Below are 16,606 nucleotides of genomic sequence, written 5' to 3'. Positions count from 1 at the left end.
ACAGTCGGGTTATCGCTGGTTAACCTGGCGGCAGAGTTAACGCTCATTAACACGGGCTGGCCGGCTCGCCCTTCGGCCTGCCCGGATCCGAATCCGAGGGCAAGGGAGCTCCTGGGATGGTCCCCTCTTCTTCGGCACCGACCTCATCGTGGTCTCCGGCTTCGTCGCGGAACGCTTCCGCGTCGACACAGCCGGTATTGCTGTTCGACGCGGCCGCCGCACCGGCACCGCGTCTGGAGAGCACGGTCGACCCGGCGTCACCCGCCGGACTCGCCAACGCCCAGGCCCACCGGGCACTGGTCTCCGAGCTGCGCGAGAAGCTCGCCGCAGCGGCACTCGGCGGCGGCGAGAAGGCGCGCGCCAAGCACACCGCCCGCGGCAAGCTCCTGCCCCGCGACCGGGTGGACACCCTGCTCGACCCGGGCTCGCCCTTCCTGGAGCTGGCCCCCCTGGCCGCCGACGGCCTGTACGACGGGGCCGCCCCCGCCGCAGGTGTGATCGCCGGCATCGGACGGGTCGCCGGGCGCGAGGTCCTGGTGGTGGCGAACGACGCCACGGTCAAGGGCGGCACCTATTACCCGATGACGGTGAAGAAGCACCTGCGCGCGCAGGAGGTGGCCCTGGAGAACCGGCTGCCCTGCATCTATCTGGTGGACTCGGGCGGCGCGTTCCTGCCGATGCAGGACGAGGTGTTCCCCGACCGCGACCACTTCGGCCGGATCTTCTACAACCAGGCGCGCCTGTCCGCCGCCGGGATCCCGCAGATCGCGGCGGTGCTCGGCTCGTGCACCGCGGGCGGCGCCTACGTCCCGGCGATGAGCGACCAGGCGGTGATCGTCCGCAACCAGGGCACCATCTTCCTGGGTGGCCCGCCGCTGGTGAAGGCCGCCACCGGAGAGGTGGTGACCGCCGAGGAACTCGGCGGCGGCGACCTCCACTCGCGGACCTCCGGCGTGACGGACCACCTGGCGGAGGACGACGCCCACGCGCTCTCCATCGTCCGCACCATCGTGGCCGGACTCGGCCCGCGCGCCGCGAAGCCCTGGCCGCTCGCCCCGGTCGAGCCGCCCGCGGTCGACCCGGCCGGCCTCTACGGCGTGGTGCCGGTGGACCCGCGCACCCCTTATGACGTGCGCGAGGTGATCGCCCGCCTGGTCGACGGCAGCCGGTTCGCCGAGTTCAAGGCGGAGTACGGCACCACCCTGGTGACCGGGTTCGCCCGCATTCACGGGCATCCGGTCGGCATCGTCGCCAACAACGGCGTCCTGTTCGCCGAGTCCGCGCTCAAGGGCGCGCACTTCATCGAGTTGTGCGACCAGCGGGGCATCCCCCTCCTCTTCCTGCAGAACATCACCGGTTTCATGGTGGGTCGCCAGTACGAGGCCGGCGGCATCGCCAAGCACGGCGCCAAGATGGTCACCGCGGTGGCCTGCACCCGGGTGCCGAAGCTGACGGTGGTGATCGGCGGTTCGTACGGCGCGGGCAACTACTCGATGTGCGGCCGGGCCTACTCACCTCGCTTCCTGTGGATGTGGCCGAACGCGAAGATCTCCGTGATGGGTGGCGAACAGGCCGCCTCCGTGCTCGCCACGGTCCGACGCGACCAGTTCGAGGCCCGGGGGGAGGACTGGTCGGTCGAGGCCGAGGACGAGTTCAAGCGCCCGGTCCGCGAGCAGTACGAGCGGCAGGGCAACGCCTACTACGCCTCCGCGCGGCTGTGGGACGACGGCGTGATCGACCCCATGCAGACCCGGACCGCGCTCGGCCTGGCGCTCACTGCGTGCGCCAACGCCCCGCTCCCCGAACCCCGCCCGTTCGGCGTCTTCCGCATGTAACGCCCGGCCGGGGCCGAGCCACCGACCGGCCACCGCTTCTGATGCATCGTCAATTCGCTCACCCGTTCTCCTCGCAACGGAGGCACACCTCCATGTTCGACACCGTGCTCGTCGCCAACCGCGGCGAGATCGCGCTGCGGGTGATCCGCACCCTGCGACGGCTGGGCGTGCGCTCGGTCGCCGTGCACAGCGACGCGGACGCGGACGCCCCGCACGTCCGGGCCGCCGACCTCGCGGTCCGACTCGGGCCCGCCGACCGGAGCGACAGCTCGGCCGCCGAGACCTACCTGCGCACCGACCTGATCCTCGACGCCGCCCGCCGGACCGGCGCGCAGGCCGTCCACCCCGGCTACGGGTTCCTCGCCGAGAACCCCGCCTTCGCGGAGGCCTGCACGCAGGCCGGGTTGGTCTTCATCGGCCCACCGCCGGCTGCGGTGGAGCTGATGGGCGACAAGATCAACGCCAAGGAGGCCGTCCGGGCCGCCGGGGTGCCCGTCGTCCCCGGCAGCGAGGACGGCGCGCCCACCGACGAGCAGCTGATCGAGGCGGCGGCCCGAATCGGCTACCCGGTGCTGCTCAAGCCCTCGGCCGGTGGCGGCGGCAAGGGCATGCGGCTGGTCCGCGACCCGGCCGACCTGCCCGCCGAGCTCGCCGCCGCCCGCCGGGTGGCCCGCACCGCGTTCGGCGACGACACCCTGCTGCTCGAGCGCTGGGTGGACCAACCGCGCCACATCGAGGTGCAGGTCCTGGCCGACACCCACGGCCGGACTGTTCACCTCGGCGAGCGCGAGTGCAGTCTCCAGCGCCGCCATCAGAAACTCATCGAAGAGGCCCCTTCCGTCCTGTTGAACGCCCGGACCCGGGCCGCGATGGGCGCGGCCGCGGTGCGTGCTGCCGAAGCCTGCGGATACACCGGCGCCGGCACGGTCGAGTTCATCGTTCCCGGTGGTGACCCCGCAGGGTCCGACGCGGACGACGTCCTCGACTTCTTCTTCATGGAGATGAACACCCGCCTCCAGGTGGAACACCCCGTCACTGAGCTGGCCGTCTCTGTCGACGGCCCCGAGGGCCCGCAGCGGCTCGACCTGGTCGAGTGGCAGCTGCGCGTCGCCGCGGGCGAGACGCTGTCGTTCACACAGTCCGACATCTCCTTCCTGGGCCACGCGATCGAGGCCCGCATCTGCGCCGAGGACCCGGAACGGGACTTCCTGCCCACCGGCGGCGAGGTACTGCTGCTGGACGAACCCTCGGGCGAGGGCATCCGGGTGGACTCCGGAATCGCACCCGGCGACCGGATCGGCAGCCTGTACGACCCGATGCTCGCCAAGGTGATCGCGTATGGGCCCGACCGTCCGACCGCGATCCGTCGGCTGCGGGCCGCACTCGCCGAGACCCGCATCCTGGGCGTCACCACCAACACCGGCTACCTGCGCCGACTGCTGGCTCAGCCCGAGGTGACGGCAGGTCGGCTCGACACCGGCCTGGTGGAACGCAGCGCCCAGCAGGACCCCTCCCTGCTCAGCTCTCCGTACACCCGGCCCGAAACGATCGACCTGCTCTACTTCGCCGCCGCACTGGTGCGGCAGCTCGAACTCGGCCGCGCCGACGCCTCCGACGGCTGGACCGATCCCTTCTCCCTCCCTTCTGGGTGGCGACTCGGTGGCGAAGCCGCATGGACCACGCACCGGCTCCGGCTCGCCGGCCGCGAACCGGTCGCCGTGAGTTGCCGAATGACTACCAGCGGTGAATTCGAGAGCGCTATCGGTTTTTCCGCCGTGAAGACTCCCGAGTGGGACATCCGACTCGGCGACGGCCCCGCCCGGAAGGCTCGCGCCACCCGGGACGGAAGCCTGCTCCGCCTTGCGGTTGACGGCCTGCAGGCCACCTTCACGGTCGCCGAGGAGCGTACGGCGGAGGGCATTGCGCACTGGCTCGGCGCCGACGGAGATGCGTGGCTCGTTCACCCGTTCGACGCAATCACCGAGCGTGCCGCTGCCGGAACCGTGCACCACGGAACGCTGACTGCTCCGATGCCCGGCACCGTCACGGTGGTGAAGGTCCAGGCCGGCGAACAGGTCAGCCGCGGACAGGCGCTGCTCGTCCTGGAGGCCATGAAGATGGAGCACGTCATCTCCGCGCCGCACGACGGCATCGTCGAGGACCTGAGGGTCACTGCCGGTGCGACCGTCGCCATGGATGAGCCCCTGGTCGCAGTCGCCCCCGCCGACGAGGAAGCCACCACCGCCGAGGCGGAAGCCGATGTCCGCACCGAAGCGGAAGCCGACGCCACCGCGAAACTGCAGGAGGCCGCAGGATGACCACCGCTCCCGATCGGGCCGCAGTCGAACCGACCGTGCTGGAACTCGGCCTTCCGGACCCCGTGCGTGACCCCGATCTGCCCGCCCGAGTGCGCATCCACGAGGTCGGCGCCCGTGACGGGCTGCAGAACGAGAGCAGCCTCGTCCCCGTCGAGGTCAAGGCGGAGTTCATCGCACGACTCGCCGACGCCGGGCTGCGCACCGTGGAAGCCACCAGCTTCGTCCACCCCAAGTGGGTGCCGCAGCTGGCCGACGCCGAGGAACTGATGCCTCGGCTGGCCGAGCTGCCCGCGCGGTACCCGGGGCTCCGTCTGCCCGTCCTGGTGCCGAACGAGCGTGGACTGGACCGGGCGCTGGCCCACCATGCCGGTGAGGTCGCGGTGTTCGCCAGCGCCACCGACACGTTCGCCCGACGCAACCTCAACCGCTCGGCGGACGAGGCGATGGCCATGTTCCGGCCCGTGGTCGAACGTGCCACGGCAGCGGGAGTCCCGGTTCGCGGCTACCTGTCGATGTGCTTCGGCGACCCGTGGGAGGGCCCCGTGCCGATCGCCCAGGTGGTCCGGCACGGCCTGACGCTGCTGGAAATGGGCTGCACCGAGCTGAGCCTCGGCGACACCATCGGCGTCGCAACGCCCGGCCAGGTCAAGGCGCTGATCGACGAATTCACTCGTTCCGGCGTTCCGGTCGACCAGGTCGCGGTGCACTTCCACGACACGTACGGGCAGGCGCTGGCCAACACGCTGGCCGCGCTCCGGTCCGGCGTGACGGTGGTGGACGCCTCCGCCGGCGGCCTCGGCGGCTGCCCGTACGCCAAGAGTGCGACCGGCAACCTGGCGACCGAGGACCTGGTCTGGATGCTGCACGGCCTGGGCATCGAGACCGGCGTCGACCTGGCGTCGCTCACCGAAACCAGCGGCTGGATGGCGCGTCAGCTCGGCCGCCCCAGCCCCTCGCGGACCGTCCGCGCCCTGCTCGGGCCCACGGCCTGACCGCTGACTCCAAAACCCCCCACCCGGCCCACCAGGCCTCGATCCCGGGAGGATCACCCATGCTCGACCACCGGCTGAGCAGTGACTACGAGGAACTCCGGCGCACCGTCGCGGAGTTTGCCAACGATGTAGTTGCGCCGAAGATCGGCGAATACTACGAGCAGAATGAATTCCCGTACGAAATCATTCGGGAAATGGGTCGGATGGGCCTGTTCGGCCTGCCCTTCCCCGAGGAGTACGGCGGCATGGGCGGCGACTACTTCGCGCTCTGCCTGGCCCTGGAGGAACTGGCCCGGGTCGACTCCTCGGTGGCGATCACGCTGGAGGCCGCGGTCTCGCTCGGCGCCATGCCGATCCACCTCTTCGGCACCGAGGAGCAGAAGCGTGAGTGGCTGCCGAAGTTGACGTCCGGCCAAATGCTCGGCGCATTCGGCCTGACCGAGCCCGAGGGCGGCACGGACGCCGGCGGGACTCGCACCACCGCGCGCTACGACGCGGCCACCGACGAGTGGGTGATCAACGGAAGCAAGTGCTTCATCACCAATTCCGGCACCGATATCACCGGGCTGGTGACCGTCACCGCACTGACCGAACCGATCGCACATTCGAGTGACGAGGGCGTAAATCACTCGCCCACGAGGGAAATCTCCTCCATCATCGTCCCCACTGGAACTCCCGGGTTCCAGGTATCGAAGAAGTACTCGAAGGTCGGGTGGAACGCCTCCGACACCCGCGAACTGTCCTTCACCGACTGCCGAGTCCCCGCGGCCAACCTGCTTGGTCGCCAGGGCCGCGGCTACGCCCAGTTCCTTCGCATCCTCGACGAGGGCCGCATCGCCATCGCGGCCCTGGCCACCGGTCTGGCCCAGGGATGCGTCGACCAGTCCCTGTCCTACGCCGCCACTCGTCGCGCCTTCGGCCGGCCGATCGGCGCCAACCAGGTCATCCAGTTCAAGCTCGCCGACATGGAGATGCGCGCACACACCTCCCGCCTGGCCTGGCGGGACGCCGCCTCCCGGCTGCTGCACTCCGAGCCCTTCAAGAAGGAGGCAGCCATCGCCAAGCTGTTCGCCTCCGAGGCCGCGGTCGACAACGCGCGCGAAGCGACCCAGATCCACGGTGGCTACGGCTTCATGAACGAGTACCCGGTCGCCAGGTTCTGGCGCGACTGCAAGATTCTGGAGATCGGCGAGGGCACCTCCGAGGTCCAGCGGATGCTGATCGCGCGCGAACTCGGCGTCAACTCCTGAACCATGCGCTGACACGGCCCTGCTGACGGATCACTGCCTGCCGGAGTGTCCGGACCGTCGCGTCCCGGACCACCCGCAGGTCAGTGCGTCGGCCAAGGCTGGAACGGCGGCAGTGCCGGCGTCCTGGCGTCGGTGTCGATCTGGTCGTAGCGCTCCAACGCCAGTTGGAACGCAGTCGGTTCGATCCGCACCGCGCCGGAGAACGGCCCGCTCATCACCGCCACCATGCTCACCCCGAACGCCACGGAGGCACCCACGAAGCACATCAACATCAGATTCCGTGTGTTGGCCATCAGGCCGATCACCGACGGCGTGGCGAGGACGAACACCGCGCCCACGAGCAGGCCACCGATCGCCACCACCGGCACGGACGCACGAATATCACCCAACCGCGCGTTCCGTTTGGCGTTGACGTCGGACAGGCTGTGCAGCACATCGGTCCGTGCGCTGGTCTCCGCCGGAGTCTGCACCGCGGCGTGATCGACCGCGGCCCGCACCTCGTCGACCGCCTGCCAGGCGGCCTGGCTGCCGGTGTCGTGCTGCATCGTCGCCCACTCGTCGTCGATCACCACCCTGGTGTAGTTCCGCAGCCGATCCCGCACCAGTGACCGGTCGGCGACCGGCAGACCGCCCGCGTTCCAATAAGCCTCCGCGAGAGCCCGCGACTCCTCGTAGGTGTGCTGACGCGCGGAGTTCAACTGCTGCCAGGTGCCGGCGATGCTGAATCCCAGGAAGAGCGCGAAGAAGCCGAGGATCGCCGCCCCGGCAAAGGACAGCGCTTGCGGTGTCGTGGACCCCTCCCGCGCCCGACTGGTCCGCCCGAGCAGCAGACCGATCACCAGCGCGAGCGCCGCACCCGAGACGGCGGCGATCGCGACGATCAGCATCGGCACCACCTGCTCCCACCGCCGCGGAGGCCCGCCCTCGCGCTGGGCCTCGCACCCGACCGCGCCACCGGCCTCGCACCGGGTCTGCCGTCGGCCGGCACCAGCAGCCGCAGGCCTCGCGCTCCCGCCTGCGGTGCATCGTTCCTTGACTCGACAACAGTTGCGCCATCGACAACCCCGGACATCACCAGGTCGGTTACGGGCCCATCGCCAGCCGGTCGGATCATCTCTTCGCGCGCGCTCACTGCTTCCACCGACCCCGAACGGAGAACGCCGCCGCCAGCACGCACAGCACAGGAAGAAGGATCGCCAACAGCAGCATCATCACCTCTGTGATGTCCCACTGGTTGTCCTCCCCCTCCTCGGGCGTCCAGTCCTCCGCCCCGGGCTGGGCCTGCACCTGTCCACCTGGTGACGACCCACCGCCGGACGCCCCCGCTCCCGAGCCCGCCCCCTCACTCCGTCCGGCAGCCGCGCTCGAAGTCGGCGCGAGCACTGCCGTCCCACTGCTCGCCAGTCCCCCGCCCGGGCTGGCTGTCCCGACCCCAATCAGGCTGCCGCCAGGCCCGGTTGAAGTGCCGATCACCCCCGGCGCCGCAAAGGGCGAGCCCGGCAGCGCGAAGGCCGTCCCACCGGGGACCAACGCTGGTGCTGCCCCCGGCAGGAAGGGCGTCAGCAGCAAGCCTGCGGGAGCCGCTGCTGCGGCCTGCCCGGGAGCCGGGACACCGGGCAGCAGCCCTGGTGCGGCCGCGGCAGCCCCGCCGGCTGGGACGGGTACGGGGAGCAGCCCCGCCGCGGCTGCCGCTCCAACAGCCGCGCCCACGCCCGCGACGCCAGGGGCGGCAACTCCTGGGGCGGCACCGGGGGCAGCGACTCCAGGGGCCGCAGCTCCGGGAGCGGCAGCACCAGGAACACCGACCGCGCCCGCACCGACTCCTGCCACCGTCCCGATGCCGCCTCCGGCGCCGACGCCGGTAGCCGTGCCCGCGCCGGCCGCGGTGCCCGTACCGACACCACTGCCGGGGGCCGCGCCGGGGCCGGTTCCTCCGCCCGTTGTACCGGGCGGAAGCGGTGCCGCGGCAGGAGGAGTCGGACTGAGTCCGTCATAGGCTCCGGGCGCGTCGGCGAACACGTGGCGCGGCGCTTGGCGGCTGCCGTCCGGTCCGACGGTCGCATCGTCCGCCAAGCCGTCGGCGTGCACCGTACCGGTCTGGTGGCCCGCGAGAGCGGTCCCGGCGGCCTGGCAGTCGACGCCCTGTCCAGGGGCGAGGGTGCGGCCGGCATCGGGGCCGGAGCAGGTCACTGCGCCCACATCGGGCAACCCTTCGACCACCGAGATGTCGGTGATCGGGACATCACCGAACGCCTCCAGGTGGTACCGGAGTTCAAGGGTCCCCGCGACTGCGGTCAGCGCTCTCGGCGCGGTGCGACGGGTGCCAGCGGGCGGCACCGCCTCCGGGATGGTCCTTCGGGATCGAGACACGCCCGTACCGGTGGGTGATCCCACCCGGGTGAGGCGAAGGCCTGCAGTGATGCCCCAGTAGCCCACGGGTGCATCCGCGTGGGCCTGTGGCAGTCGGTTCGGGGCATCGGCGGTCGCAGTGGCCTGGGCGGCCTGCGATCCGCCCAGGGCAGTGAAGGAGGCTGTGCAGTCGAGGATGCCACCCGGCGGGATGCTTCGACCGGCGTCACATTGGGCTTGCCCGCCCGGAAGTTGAGGGTCGTTCAGCACGAGATCAGTGAGCTGATAGTCGGCGTGGTTGACGAGGTGGTAGGTCCGGCTGGCCACCTCGTCGGCGCGGAGCCGCACGTTGAGGTCGGTGCTGATGTTGGTGCTGACGCTCAGGGTCAGCACCTCGCCCACTTCCCCACCCCGAGTGGCCCCAGGTTCCGAGGCCCAGGTCGCGAGGACGGCCGGCACCAGCAGGGCAGCTCCGAGTAAGGGCGGCATGGGGCGACGAGCGGCGGTCACCTCGCCCGAACACCATCTGGCCGCCAGTAGGCCGATATGACGATGGATCACCTACGAATGGTTCACCATGCTCCGGTTCGGCAGCTGATATGACTCACGCCGCAGCGTTTGAACGACTCGTTCGGCCGTATCCGAGCGCCGAACGGCCCGGCCCCGCACGTTTCCCCGCGCCGCGGATGGCCGGTTCCTCCCGCCCGCATCCGGCCATGATCCGGTGCCGTGCGAGGACGTCAGGCGAGAGCACGGGGGCGGAGGAGGCCGGGAAGTAGGCCCGGGAATAGGCCCGGGAAAGCGGGAACAACGGAGCGGAACCGGGAGATGGCACCGGGACAGCGCAAAGCCGCGGCGAGCACAGGCGCGAGGGCCGGTCGGCCCGGTCAGCCCGGTCAGCCCGGCTAGGGGATGACGATGACCGGACGGTTCGCGCGGCGGGCGAGGCGGCCGGAGACCGAGCCGAAGATCTTCCCGAGCAGCCCGTGGGTGCTGCCGACCACGATGGCGTCCGCGGCGTACTCGCGGCCGACCTCTTCGATCTCGTGACAGATGTCCCCGCCGCGTTCGACCAGGATCCAGGGGACGCCTGAAAGGAAGTCTGCGCAGGCGAGTTCGAGGCCGAGGATCTCGGTGCGCTGGTCGGGGAGGTCCACGAAGACGGGCGGTTCGCAGCCGGCCCAGACCGTGGCGGGGAGCCGGTTGGCGACGTGGACGATCACCAGTCCGCACTGGGAGCGGCGGGCCATGCCGACGGCGTAGGCCAGGGCGCGTTCGCTGGAGAGCGAGCCGTCGAAGCCGACCACTACACCGTGCTGGAACTGCGGGTCGCAAGCGCGGGAGCCGTGCTCCTGGAGCTGCGGTTCGCCATCGCCATCGCGGCGGCCGACGGTCGGACGGGAGCTGTCGGTCATCGCGTCCTCCGCAGTGCCGGGTTGTGGGGCGACGGCAGGATCCGCCGCCGCGCCTGGAGTAGCAGGGGTCGAGTGTCTCGGGTCGTCGGGCCCGGGCCGGTCCGAACCTCGGGGGCGGGCGGGACGTCCGAACATGCCGACGCGCCCGGTTGGAGCCGCCCGACCCGCCCAGGACGTCCAACTCGCCCAACCAGAACGGCTCGAGTCGCCCGCCCGATCGGAGTGGCCCGTCCGATCGGAGCGTTCCAGGTGGATGGAACAGTCGGGCGCGTCCTCAACGCCATGGCGTCCACCCTCGGGGCCGTCTCCGGAGTCGCACCCGCGCGCGTCTCCACGGTCGCCTCCACGCCCGTCTTCACGGCACCCTCCGCCGCCTCCACGGACATCTCCGTCCCCGGTGGCGTCGGCGTCGGGGCGGCGTGCCGAATCGGCTCCCGGCGGGATGCCGAGGAGCTCGGCAGGGGAACTGTCGTCCCGCGAACTGCCGTGGGCAGAACCGGAAGGATCTCGACCAGCCATGGCTCAAAACTCTTCAACCGGGAGAGGAATACACAGGGGGACATGGCGGCGGACCGCCCTGGCCCGGGGAAAGGCACGACCGAGGCAGCGGACCGTTCGGAAACGACTACCACCGTTGGCGACCTGTGCCTTTCAGAGTACGGCGCGGAATGGGCCGCACCCAGCGGCGAAGCCCTCGGTACGACAAGGTTCCCGCTTGTGGGGGAATCACACGCCGGCGTGTGCGCCCCTTCTGCGGCGGGTTCCATGGAGCTTGACCGACGACCCGCAGTACGCGCAACAGGGCAGGCACACAACGTGATCCGACTGTCATCGCCAGAGATCGTCGCTGCCCGAGGACGGTGCGAGTGAACGGTCGAGCCGAGCTGCGAAGGGCAGTCGGCGGGGCGCGAGGGGCGCATTCGGGCGATCATGACCCGAGATGGGTGCGTAGCGGATGGATTCGGCCAATTCATGGGAATTCGATTCGCCTTTGGCAATTGCCACATGCATACGAGCCGCCCACTGGCAGCATGCTCGACATGCCGCTGCTCCTGCTCGACCTCGACAACACCTTGCTGCCCAGGGATGCCGCGTTCAGAGCCTGGGCGGAAGACTTCCTCGCCGAGAACGGCCTGCCCGCAAGCGACCTCGACTGGTTGGTCATGCTCGACGGCAGCGGCTACGTGCCGCGCAGCACCGTACTGGGCGCAACGAAGCGTCGCTACGGCATCGATCGGTCGATCGATGCGATGCTCGAGCACTATCGCCGCAGCATCAACTCCCATATCGCCTGCCCGGATTCACATGCGAGCGCGTTACGCGCGGCCCGCGAGGAGGGGTGGACGCTGGGAATCGTCAGCAACGGGGGGACGCTGCCCCAGCTGGAGAAGATCCGACTCACCGGGCTGGCCGCCATGGTGGACGGCTGGGTCATCTCCGAGGAGGCCCGCTGCATCAAGCCGGATCCGTTGATCTTCGAAATCGCCGCCCGCCGCTGCGGGTTCCGCCCGGCGGGAGACTGGACCGCGCAGACCTGGATGGTCGGCGACTACGGTCCGTCCGACATCGCGGGAGCGGAGGCAACGGGGCTCCGCAGTGTCTGGCTGCACCACGGTCGGCCCTGGGCCGAACGGGGCTACCGTCCGACGGTCAGCGCGCCGAGCCTTCCGGAGGCGGTGCGCCTCGTCCTCGGCGCAGCCGAACGCCCCAACGCCGCCCGGCACTTCGCTGCCGCGACGGCGTCCGGCCGCAAGCGCCCGCCTCGCACTCGCATCGCCGTGCCGGCCTCCAGGCTGGCCCCCTCGCCCACCGCGAACGGGCTGAGGCCGCCCTTCGCCCAGTCCGCATCGTTCACCCGGGCCGTGCCGCTGACCCACCTCGGACCGGTCACCGCTCCCGCCGCCCAGCCCGCCACAACGGTCGGCGCATCGGTCGGCACATCGCCTGCCGCCCAGCCCGTTCGGCCGCCGGCCCTGCCACCCGTCGCCTAGGTCCGCCGGAGCGGCACCCGCAGGCCGCCTCGGGGACACCCGAACTTTCGGCAGAGAACGTCGAGTTGTCACGCCGGCCAAGCCGCGCCGGCGACGATCCGCACGCGAGACCGGCGGCGCATTCGTCCGGTGCCACGCCCCCACGCGCGCTCACCACAGCTCTCCTCCATCGGAGTTGGACACCTCCCGCCCACACCGCCCGCACGGCCCTCCCCCACCCCCGGTCGGCGAGGACGGCGCGGGCAACAAGGGCCCGGCAACAAGGGCCCGGCGGCGAGGGCGTGAGCGGCACATCCGACAGGGGTCGGATTCGGACGAATGTGCGGCGCCGTGGGGCACCGGACGGAGCGACTGGCCGATGGTGACGGTGGGGCGGATGAGGCTACTGGGGCTGGTGTGACAGGAGGGACGCAAGGGGTGCGAAGTGACGGATTGTGAGGTGGGAGGCGTTCGGAGATGGCCAGTTCGGGTTGGGCCAAGGGGCTGACGGGGCGCGGGAGTCTTGGCTCAGGTGTGCGCTGTGGCGCGCAGAAGGTATGTTCACGCCCCTGATTTGAACCGCATGTTTTCAGCCAACTTGCAGGCCCGACCCACCCTTCGGACAAAGCCGCAGCACACAGCGGCCGGCGGGTGCGCCGCTGGTGGGTGAATCACGAGCAGGTCGTGCGACAACCAGCCACGGTTGTCCGCGCCCCCTTCACAGCGGGGTCGACGGGTGCCACGCTTCGTGATCGAATGCTTCACGCCAAATTGCCATGTCGACATAGCGTCGGATGGTGAACTTGTCACAACGGCAACGGTCCACCAAGTAGATTCGATCTTGGCTCGCAGAGCGGCAGCCGAGACCACCACACCACCGAGGGGGCTGGAGCGCCTTGAGCAGGGTGAGTAGGAGCGACGCGGGTCCTGAAGGCGGCCGTCAGCCGTCGGGCCTTCCCGGTGGCGGCTCAAGACTCGGCAAGTTCGGTGGCACGTCGGCCGGTTCACTCGGCTCAGGATCGACGGCCAGTCAGCTTCATGGTGGCAACGCGCCATTGACGTCCGGTCAGTACACCACGAATCCGGCCACGCAGCCCCCGTCCTCCGTCGCCGGTCACGGCAACCTCGCCAACGGCCCTTCCAGCTCCTCCGTCATGGGTGCCGGAGCCGGCTCCGACACCCTCACCGCCGCCGGCCCGGGCCTGCTGGGAGCACCGCGCAAGCTGGCGGGGCGTCGGCGGCGCGAGACGGTGGCGGTGCTGCTGTTCAGCGGGGCGCCGATCTTCGAGAGTTCGATCCCGCTGTCGGTGTTCGGCGTGGACCGCCAGGACGCCGGGGTCCCCCGCTACCGTCTGCTGGTGTGCGCCGGCGAGGAGGGACCGCTGACCACCACCGGCGGCCTCACCCTCACCGCACCCTACGGGCTGGAGGCGCTGTCCCGGGCCGGGACCATCGTGGTGCCCGCCTGGCGGTCGATCTCGCAGCCGCCGCCGGTCGAGGCCATCGCCGCCCTGCGCAAGGCCCACCACGAGGGGGCCCGGATCATCGGCCTCTGCACCGGCGCCTTCGTCCTGGCCGCAGCCGGGCTGCTCGACGGGCGCCCGGCGACCACCCACTGGATGTACGCACCGACGCTGGCCAAGCGGTACCCGCGGGTCCACGTCGATCCGCGCGAACTGTTCGTGGACGACGGCGACGTGCTGACCTCCGCCGGCACCGCGGCCGGCATCGACCTCTGCCTGCACGTGGTCCGCAGCGACCACGGCGCGGAGGCCGCCAACGCGCTCGCCCGAAGGCTGGTGGTGCCCAACCGGCGCGGTGGCGGAGGTCAGGCCCAGTACATCGATCAGTCTTTACCTGAAGAGATCGGCAACGACCCGCTGGCCGAGGTGGTCACCTGGGCGTTGGAGAACCTCAACCAGCAGTTCGACGTCGAGGTCCTGGCGGCCCGCGCCTACATGTCGCGGCGCACCTTCGACCGCCGGTTCCGCACGCTCACCGGCAGTGCCCCATTGCAGTGGCTGATCACCCAGCGGGTGCTGCAGGCGCAGCGGCTGCTGGAGACCTCCGACCTGTCGGTGGACGACGTGGCCCGCCGCTGCGGCTTCCGTTCCCCGGTGGCGCTGCGCGGTCACTTCCGCCGCCAGCTCGGTGTCTCCCCGGCCGCGTACCGGACCACCTTCCGGGCCCGCCGTCCGGCGGTCGGCAACTCGGCGATGCCCTCGCCGGGCGTTCCGGCCGAGCGGATCGCCGGTGCGCCGGGCGGTCCGGCGACGGGTCAGGGCGGGCACGGGCAGCAGGCCCAGGGCCCGTCCGGGAACGTCGGGGTGACGCACGGCCAGACCGCGGCGAACGGCCCCGGTGCGGGTGGTGCGGCGGGGCGTCCGCGGCAGCGTCCGCTGGTGCCGCCGCAGGCCGGTCCGCCGGCGGGGGCGTTCGGCTCGCGGGTGCCGGAACGTCCGGGCGACCCCCGGTACGGCGTCCGCCCCACCGGTGGCGGCGCGGGTGCGGCGCAACCGGGCCACCCGGGCGGCGTCCCGAACGGGCAGTCCGGCGTCCCGTACCCGAGTGCCCACCAGGGCCCTCCGCCCGCGCATGCGCACGCGCAGCCGTCGCCCGGTCAGCCGGTGCGGCCCAGTGCGGCGTACCCGGGCGGTCGCGGCTCGACCCCGGCCGACCGGCCCGACCGTGCCAACGGTCCGGAGCGTGCCGACCGTCCGGTGGAGCACGCGATCGCGGAGGACCCGGACAGCCAGCAGCCGAGCGCGCGCGGTCGGCAGTCGGTGCGTCCGGAGACCGAGCCGGAGCGCAGGGCGCGGGGGACGGCGGACTTCGGCCCGGACGGGGCGCGTGCGGTGTCGGGGGCGCGTGATCGCGCCGTAGGGTGAGGGGCGTGAATGACCGTTTGGTATGGATCGACTGTGAGATGACCGGCCTCGACCTCGATCGGGACGCCCTGATCGAGGTCGCCGCCCTGGTGACCGACTCCGAGCTGAACGTGCTCGGCGAAGGCGTGGATGTGATCATCCGTCCGCCCGCCGAGGCGCTCGAGAACATGCCCGAGGTGGTGCGGGAGATGCACACCGCCTCGGGTCTGCTCGACGAGCTCGCGGACGGCCTGACCATGGCCGAGGCACAGGAGCAGGTGCTGGCGTACATCCGCAAGCACGTGCCGGAGGCCGGCAAGACGCCGCTGTGCGGCAACTCGGTGGCCACCGACCGCGGCTTCCTGTCCCGGGACATGCCGGAGCTGGAGGGCCACCTGCACTACCGGATCGTGGACGTCTCCTCGATCAAGGAGCTCGCCCGCCGCTGGTACCCGCGCGCCTACTACAACAGCCCGCAGAAGGGCGGCAGCCACCGCGCGCTGGCGGACATCCGCGAATCGATCGCCGAACTCCGGTACTACCGCGAGACGGTGTTCGTTCCGCAGCCCGGTCCGGACACCGACACCGCCCGGGAGATCGCCGCCCGCCACCAGGTGCCCACCACCTGATCAGGGCTCGGGTCCGGACCGCCGGGAAAACCCTGGCACGAGCACCCCTCAGCATCCTGTAGAGTTCTTTCTGTCGGAGCGGGAACGCGAAAGCGGGAAAGCGCCGGACAGATGGTGGGCGTAGCTCAGTTGGTAGAGCACCTGGTTGTGGTCCAGGTGGCCGCGGGTTCGAGTCCCGTCGCTCACCCCATCAAAGAAGGGCCCTGGCCAAGGGAATTGGCCAGGGCTCTTCTTGCGTCTCCGCACGCACCTGTCGCCGCGTCCGCCCCGAGCCGGAGCCCCGATTCGAACCGGCCCGCACACGGAACGCAGAGCCACGCACGCAGAGCCTCGCGCGCCGAGCCATGAGTACCGAGCCGCGAGCACCGAGCCGCGAGTACCGAGCCCGAACGTCCACCCGCACACCTGACGGGAGATCAGTGCGAACGGCGACCCGTTCCGCCATGGACGTCGAAGCTACCTGTCAGTAACATCGGCCCCATGACCACTACTGCGATCGGCCAGCTGCTCACCGACACCGTCCCGATGGTGAAGACCCTGCAGCTGGAGTACCTGGAGACCACTCCGGAGCGGGCCGTGCTGCGGCTGCCCGACCTGCCGGAGTACCGCAACCACGTGGGCGGACCGCACGCGGGGGCGATGTTCACGCTGGCCGAGTCGGCGAGCGGCGCGATCGTGCTGGCCGCGTTCGGCGACCAGCTGGGCCGCGCGGTGCCGCTGCCCACCGTCGGCGAGATCTCGTTCAAGAAGCTCGCCCGCGGCGTGGTGACGGCCACGGCCACCCTGGGCCGCCCGGTCGCCGAGGTGCTCGCCGAGCTGGACGAGGGCAAGCGCCCCGAGTTCCCGATCACCGTGGAGATCACCCGCGAGGACGGCGCCGTCACCGGCGTGCTGGAGATCGTCTGGACGCTCCGCCCCAACTCCTGACCCACGCCGGAATCTCGGGCCCGGAACCAGCACACCGAGCACGGGCCCGAGCCC

Annotated in this window: 10 protein-coding genes, 1 tRNA gene and 1 pseudogene; 9 read left to right on the top strand and 3 right to left on the bottom strand. The window is 71.0% G+C overall.

Features of this window, described 5'->3' with window-relative positions:
- Positions 1–116 precede the first annotated feature (116 nt).
- The 4 genes from ACI1MP_RS24940 to ACI1MP_RS24925 all read left to right on the top strand — a co-directional run bounded on the left by ACI1MP_RS24940 (position 117) and on the right by ACI1MP_RS24925 (position 6,395).
- Complete coding sequence (locus ACI1MP_RS24940; RefSeq protein WP_404869512.1) at positions 117–1,835, top strand: carboxyl transferase domain-containing protein; 1,719 nt, start codon at positions 117–119, stop codon at positions 1,833–1,835.
- 92 nt (positions 1,836–1,927) lie between these two features.
- Positions 1,928–4,153, top strand: a complete 2,226-nt coding sequence (locus ACI1MP_RS24935; protein WP_404869511.1) for an acetyl/propionyl/methylcrotonyl-CoA carboxylase subunit alpha — start codon at positions 1,928–1,930, stop codon at positions 4,151–4,153.
- Positions 4,150–5,145, top strand: a complete 996-nt coding sequence (locus ACI1MP_RS24930) for a hydroxymethylglutaryl-CoA lyase (protein WP_404869510.1) — start codon at positions 4,150–4,152, stop codon at positions 5,143–5,145. The genes ACI1MP_RS24935 and ACI1MP_RS24930 overlap by 4 nt, the downstream gene beginning before the upstream one ends.
- A gap of 59 nt (positions 5,146–5,204) precedes the next feature.
- Positions 5,205–6,395 carry an acyl-CoA dehydrogenase family protein gene (locus ACI1MP_RS24925; RefSeq protein ID WP_043914037.1) on the top strand — a complete coding sequence of 397 codons (1,191 nt, stop codon included), beginning with the start codon at positions 5,205–5,207 and terminating at the stop codon, positions 6,393–6,395.
- A gap of 80 nt (positions 6,396–6,475) precedes the next feature.
- Here ACI1MP_RS24925 and ACI1MP_RS24920 read toward each other — a convergent pair whose 3' ends face one another.
- The 3 genes from ACI1MP_RS24920 to ACI1MP_RS24910 form a co-directional block, all read right to left on the bottom strand.
- On the bottom strand, positions 6,476–7,282 hold the full coding sequence (locus ACI1MP_RS24920) for a hypothetical protein (protein ID WP_404869509.1): 807 nt from the start codon (positions 7,280–7,282) through the stop codon (positions 6,476–6,478).
- Positions 7,283–7,523: 241 nt separating this feature from the next.
- A complete protein-coding gene (locus tag ACI1MP_RS24915) occupies positions 7,524–7,682 on the bottom strand; it encodes a hypothetical protein (protein WP_404869508.1) in 159 nt (52 codons plus the stop codon).
- A gap of 1,967 nt (positions 7,683–9,649) precedes the next feature.
- The gene (locus ACI1MP_RS24910) at positions 9,650–10,159 is read right to left on the bottom strand and encodes a universal stress protein (RefSeq protein WP_043914044.1); all 510 of its coding nucleotides are present in this window, start codon (positions 10,157–10,159) and stop codon (positions 9,650–9,652) included.
- A gap of 1,031 nt (positions 10,160–11,190) precedes the next feature.
- Between ACI1MP_RS24910 and ACI1MP_RS24905 the strand changes: the two genes are divergently transcribed.
- The 5 genes and pseudogenes from ACI1MP_RS24905 to ACI1MP_RS24885 all read left to right on the top strand — a co-directional run bounded on the left by ACI1MP_RS24905 (position 11,191) and on the right by ACI1MP_RS24885 (position 16,552).
- Positions 11,191–12,150 carry an HAD family hydrolase gene (locus ACI1MP_RS24905; RefSeq protein ID WP_404869507.1) on the top strand — a complete coding sequence of 320 codons (960 nt, stop codon included), beginning with the start codon at positions 11,191–11,193 and terminating at the stop codon, positions 12,148–12,150.
- Between the two features lie 1,133 nt (positions 12,151–13,283).
- Positions 13,284–14,441, top strand: a pseudogene (locus tag ACI1MP_RS24900) (helix-turn-helix domain-containing protein); the annotation flags it as partial.
- A gap of 581 nt (positions 14,442–15,022) precedes the next feature.
- Positions 15,023–15,625, top strand: coding sequence for an oligoribonuclease (orn, locus tag ACI1MP_RS24895; RefSeq protein ID WP_043914045.1), 603 nt, complete (start codon positions 15,023–15,025; stop codon positions 15,623–15,625).
- Positions 15,626–15,739: 114 nt separating this feature from the next.
- Positions 15,740–15,815: transfer RNA gene (locus ACI1MP_RS24890), tRNA-His, on the top strand.
- 290 nt (positions 15,816–16,105) lie between these two features.
- On the top strand, positions 16,106–16,552 hold the full coding sequence (locus ACI1MP_RS24885; protein WP_043914047.1) for a DUF4442 domain-containing protein: 447 nt from the start codon (positions 16,106–16,108) through the stop codon (positions 16,550–16,552).
- Positions 16,553–16,606: the final 54 nt, after the last annotated feature.

It is taken from the genome of Kitasatospora griseola (assembly GCF_044999035.1).
In the GTDB taxonomy this organism is placed as follows: domain Bacteria; phylum Actinomycetota; class Actinomycetes; order Streptomycetales; family Streptomycetaceae; genus Kitasatospora; species Kitasatospora griseola.
Note: the sequence above shows the minus strand (reverse complement) of the source record. Positions and strands in the feature narration are given on the sequence as shown.

What these genes read in the sequence shown, in the direction of transcription:
- ACI1MP_RS24940 (WP_404869512.1), top strand. Translation starts at nt 117, where the DNA reads ATGGTCCCCTCTTCTTCGGCACCGACCTCATCGTGGTCTCCGGCTTCG.
- ACI1MP_RS24935 (WP_404869511.1), top strand. Translation starts at nt 1,928, where the DNA reads ATGTTCGACACCGTGCTCGTCGCCAACCGCGGCGAGATCGCGCTGCGG.
- ACI1MP_RS24930 (WP_404869510.1), top strand. Translation starts at nt 4,150, where the DNA reads ATGACCACCGCTCCCGATCGGGCCGCAGTCGAACCGACCGTGCTGGAA.
- ACI1MP_RS24925 (WP_043914037.1), top strand. Translation starts at nt 5,205, where the DNA reads ATGCTCGACCACCGGCTGAGCAGTGACTACGAGGAACTCCGGCGCACC.
- ACI1MP_RS24920 (WP_404869509.1), bottom strand. Translation starts at nt 7,282, where the DNA reads ATGCTGATCGTCGCGATCGCCGCCGTCTCGGGTGCGGCGCTCGCGCTG.
- ACI1MP_RS24910 (WP_043914044.1), bottom strand. Translation starts at nt 10,159, where the DNA reads ATGACCGACAGCTCCCGTCCGACCGTCGGCCGCCGCGATGGCGATGGC.
- ACI1MP_RS24905 (WP_404869507.1), top strand. Translation starts at nt 11,191, where the DNA reads ATGCTCGACATGCCGCTGCTCCTGCTCGACCTCGACAACACCTTGCTG.
- ACI1MP_RS24885 (WP_043914047.1), top strand. Translation starts at nt 16,106, where the DNA reads ATGACCACTACTGCGATCGGCCAGCTGCTCACCGACACCGTCCCGATG.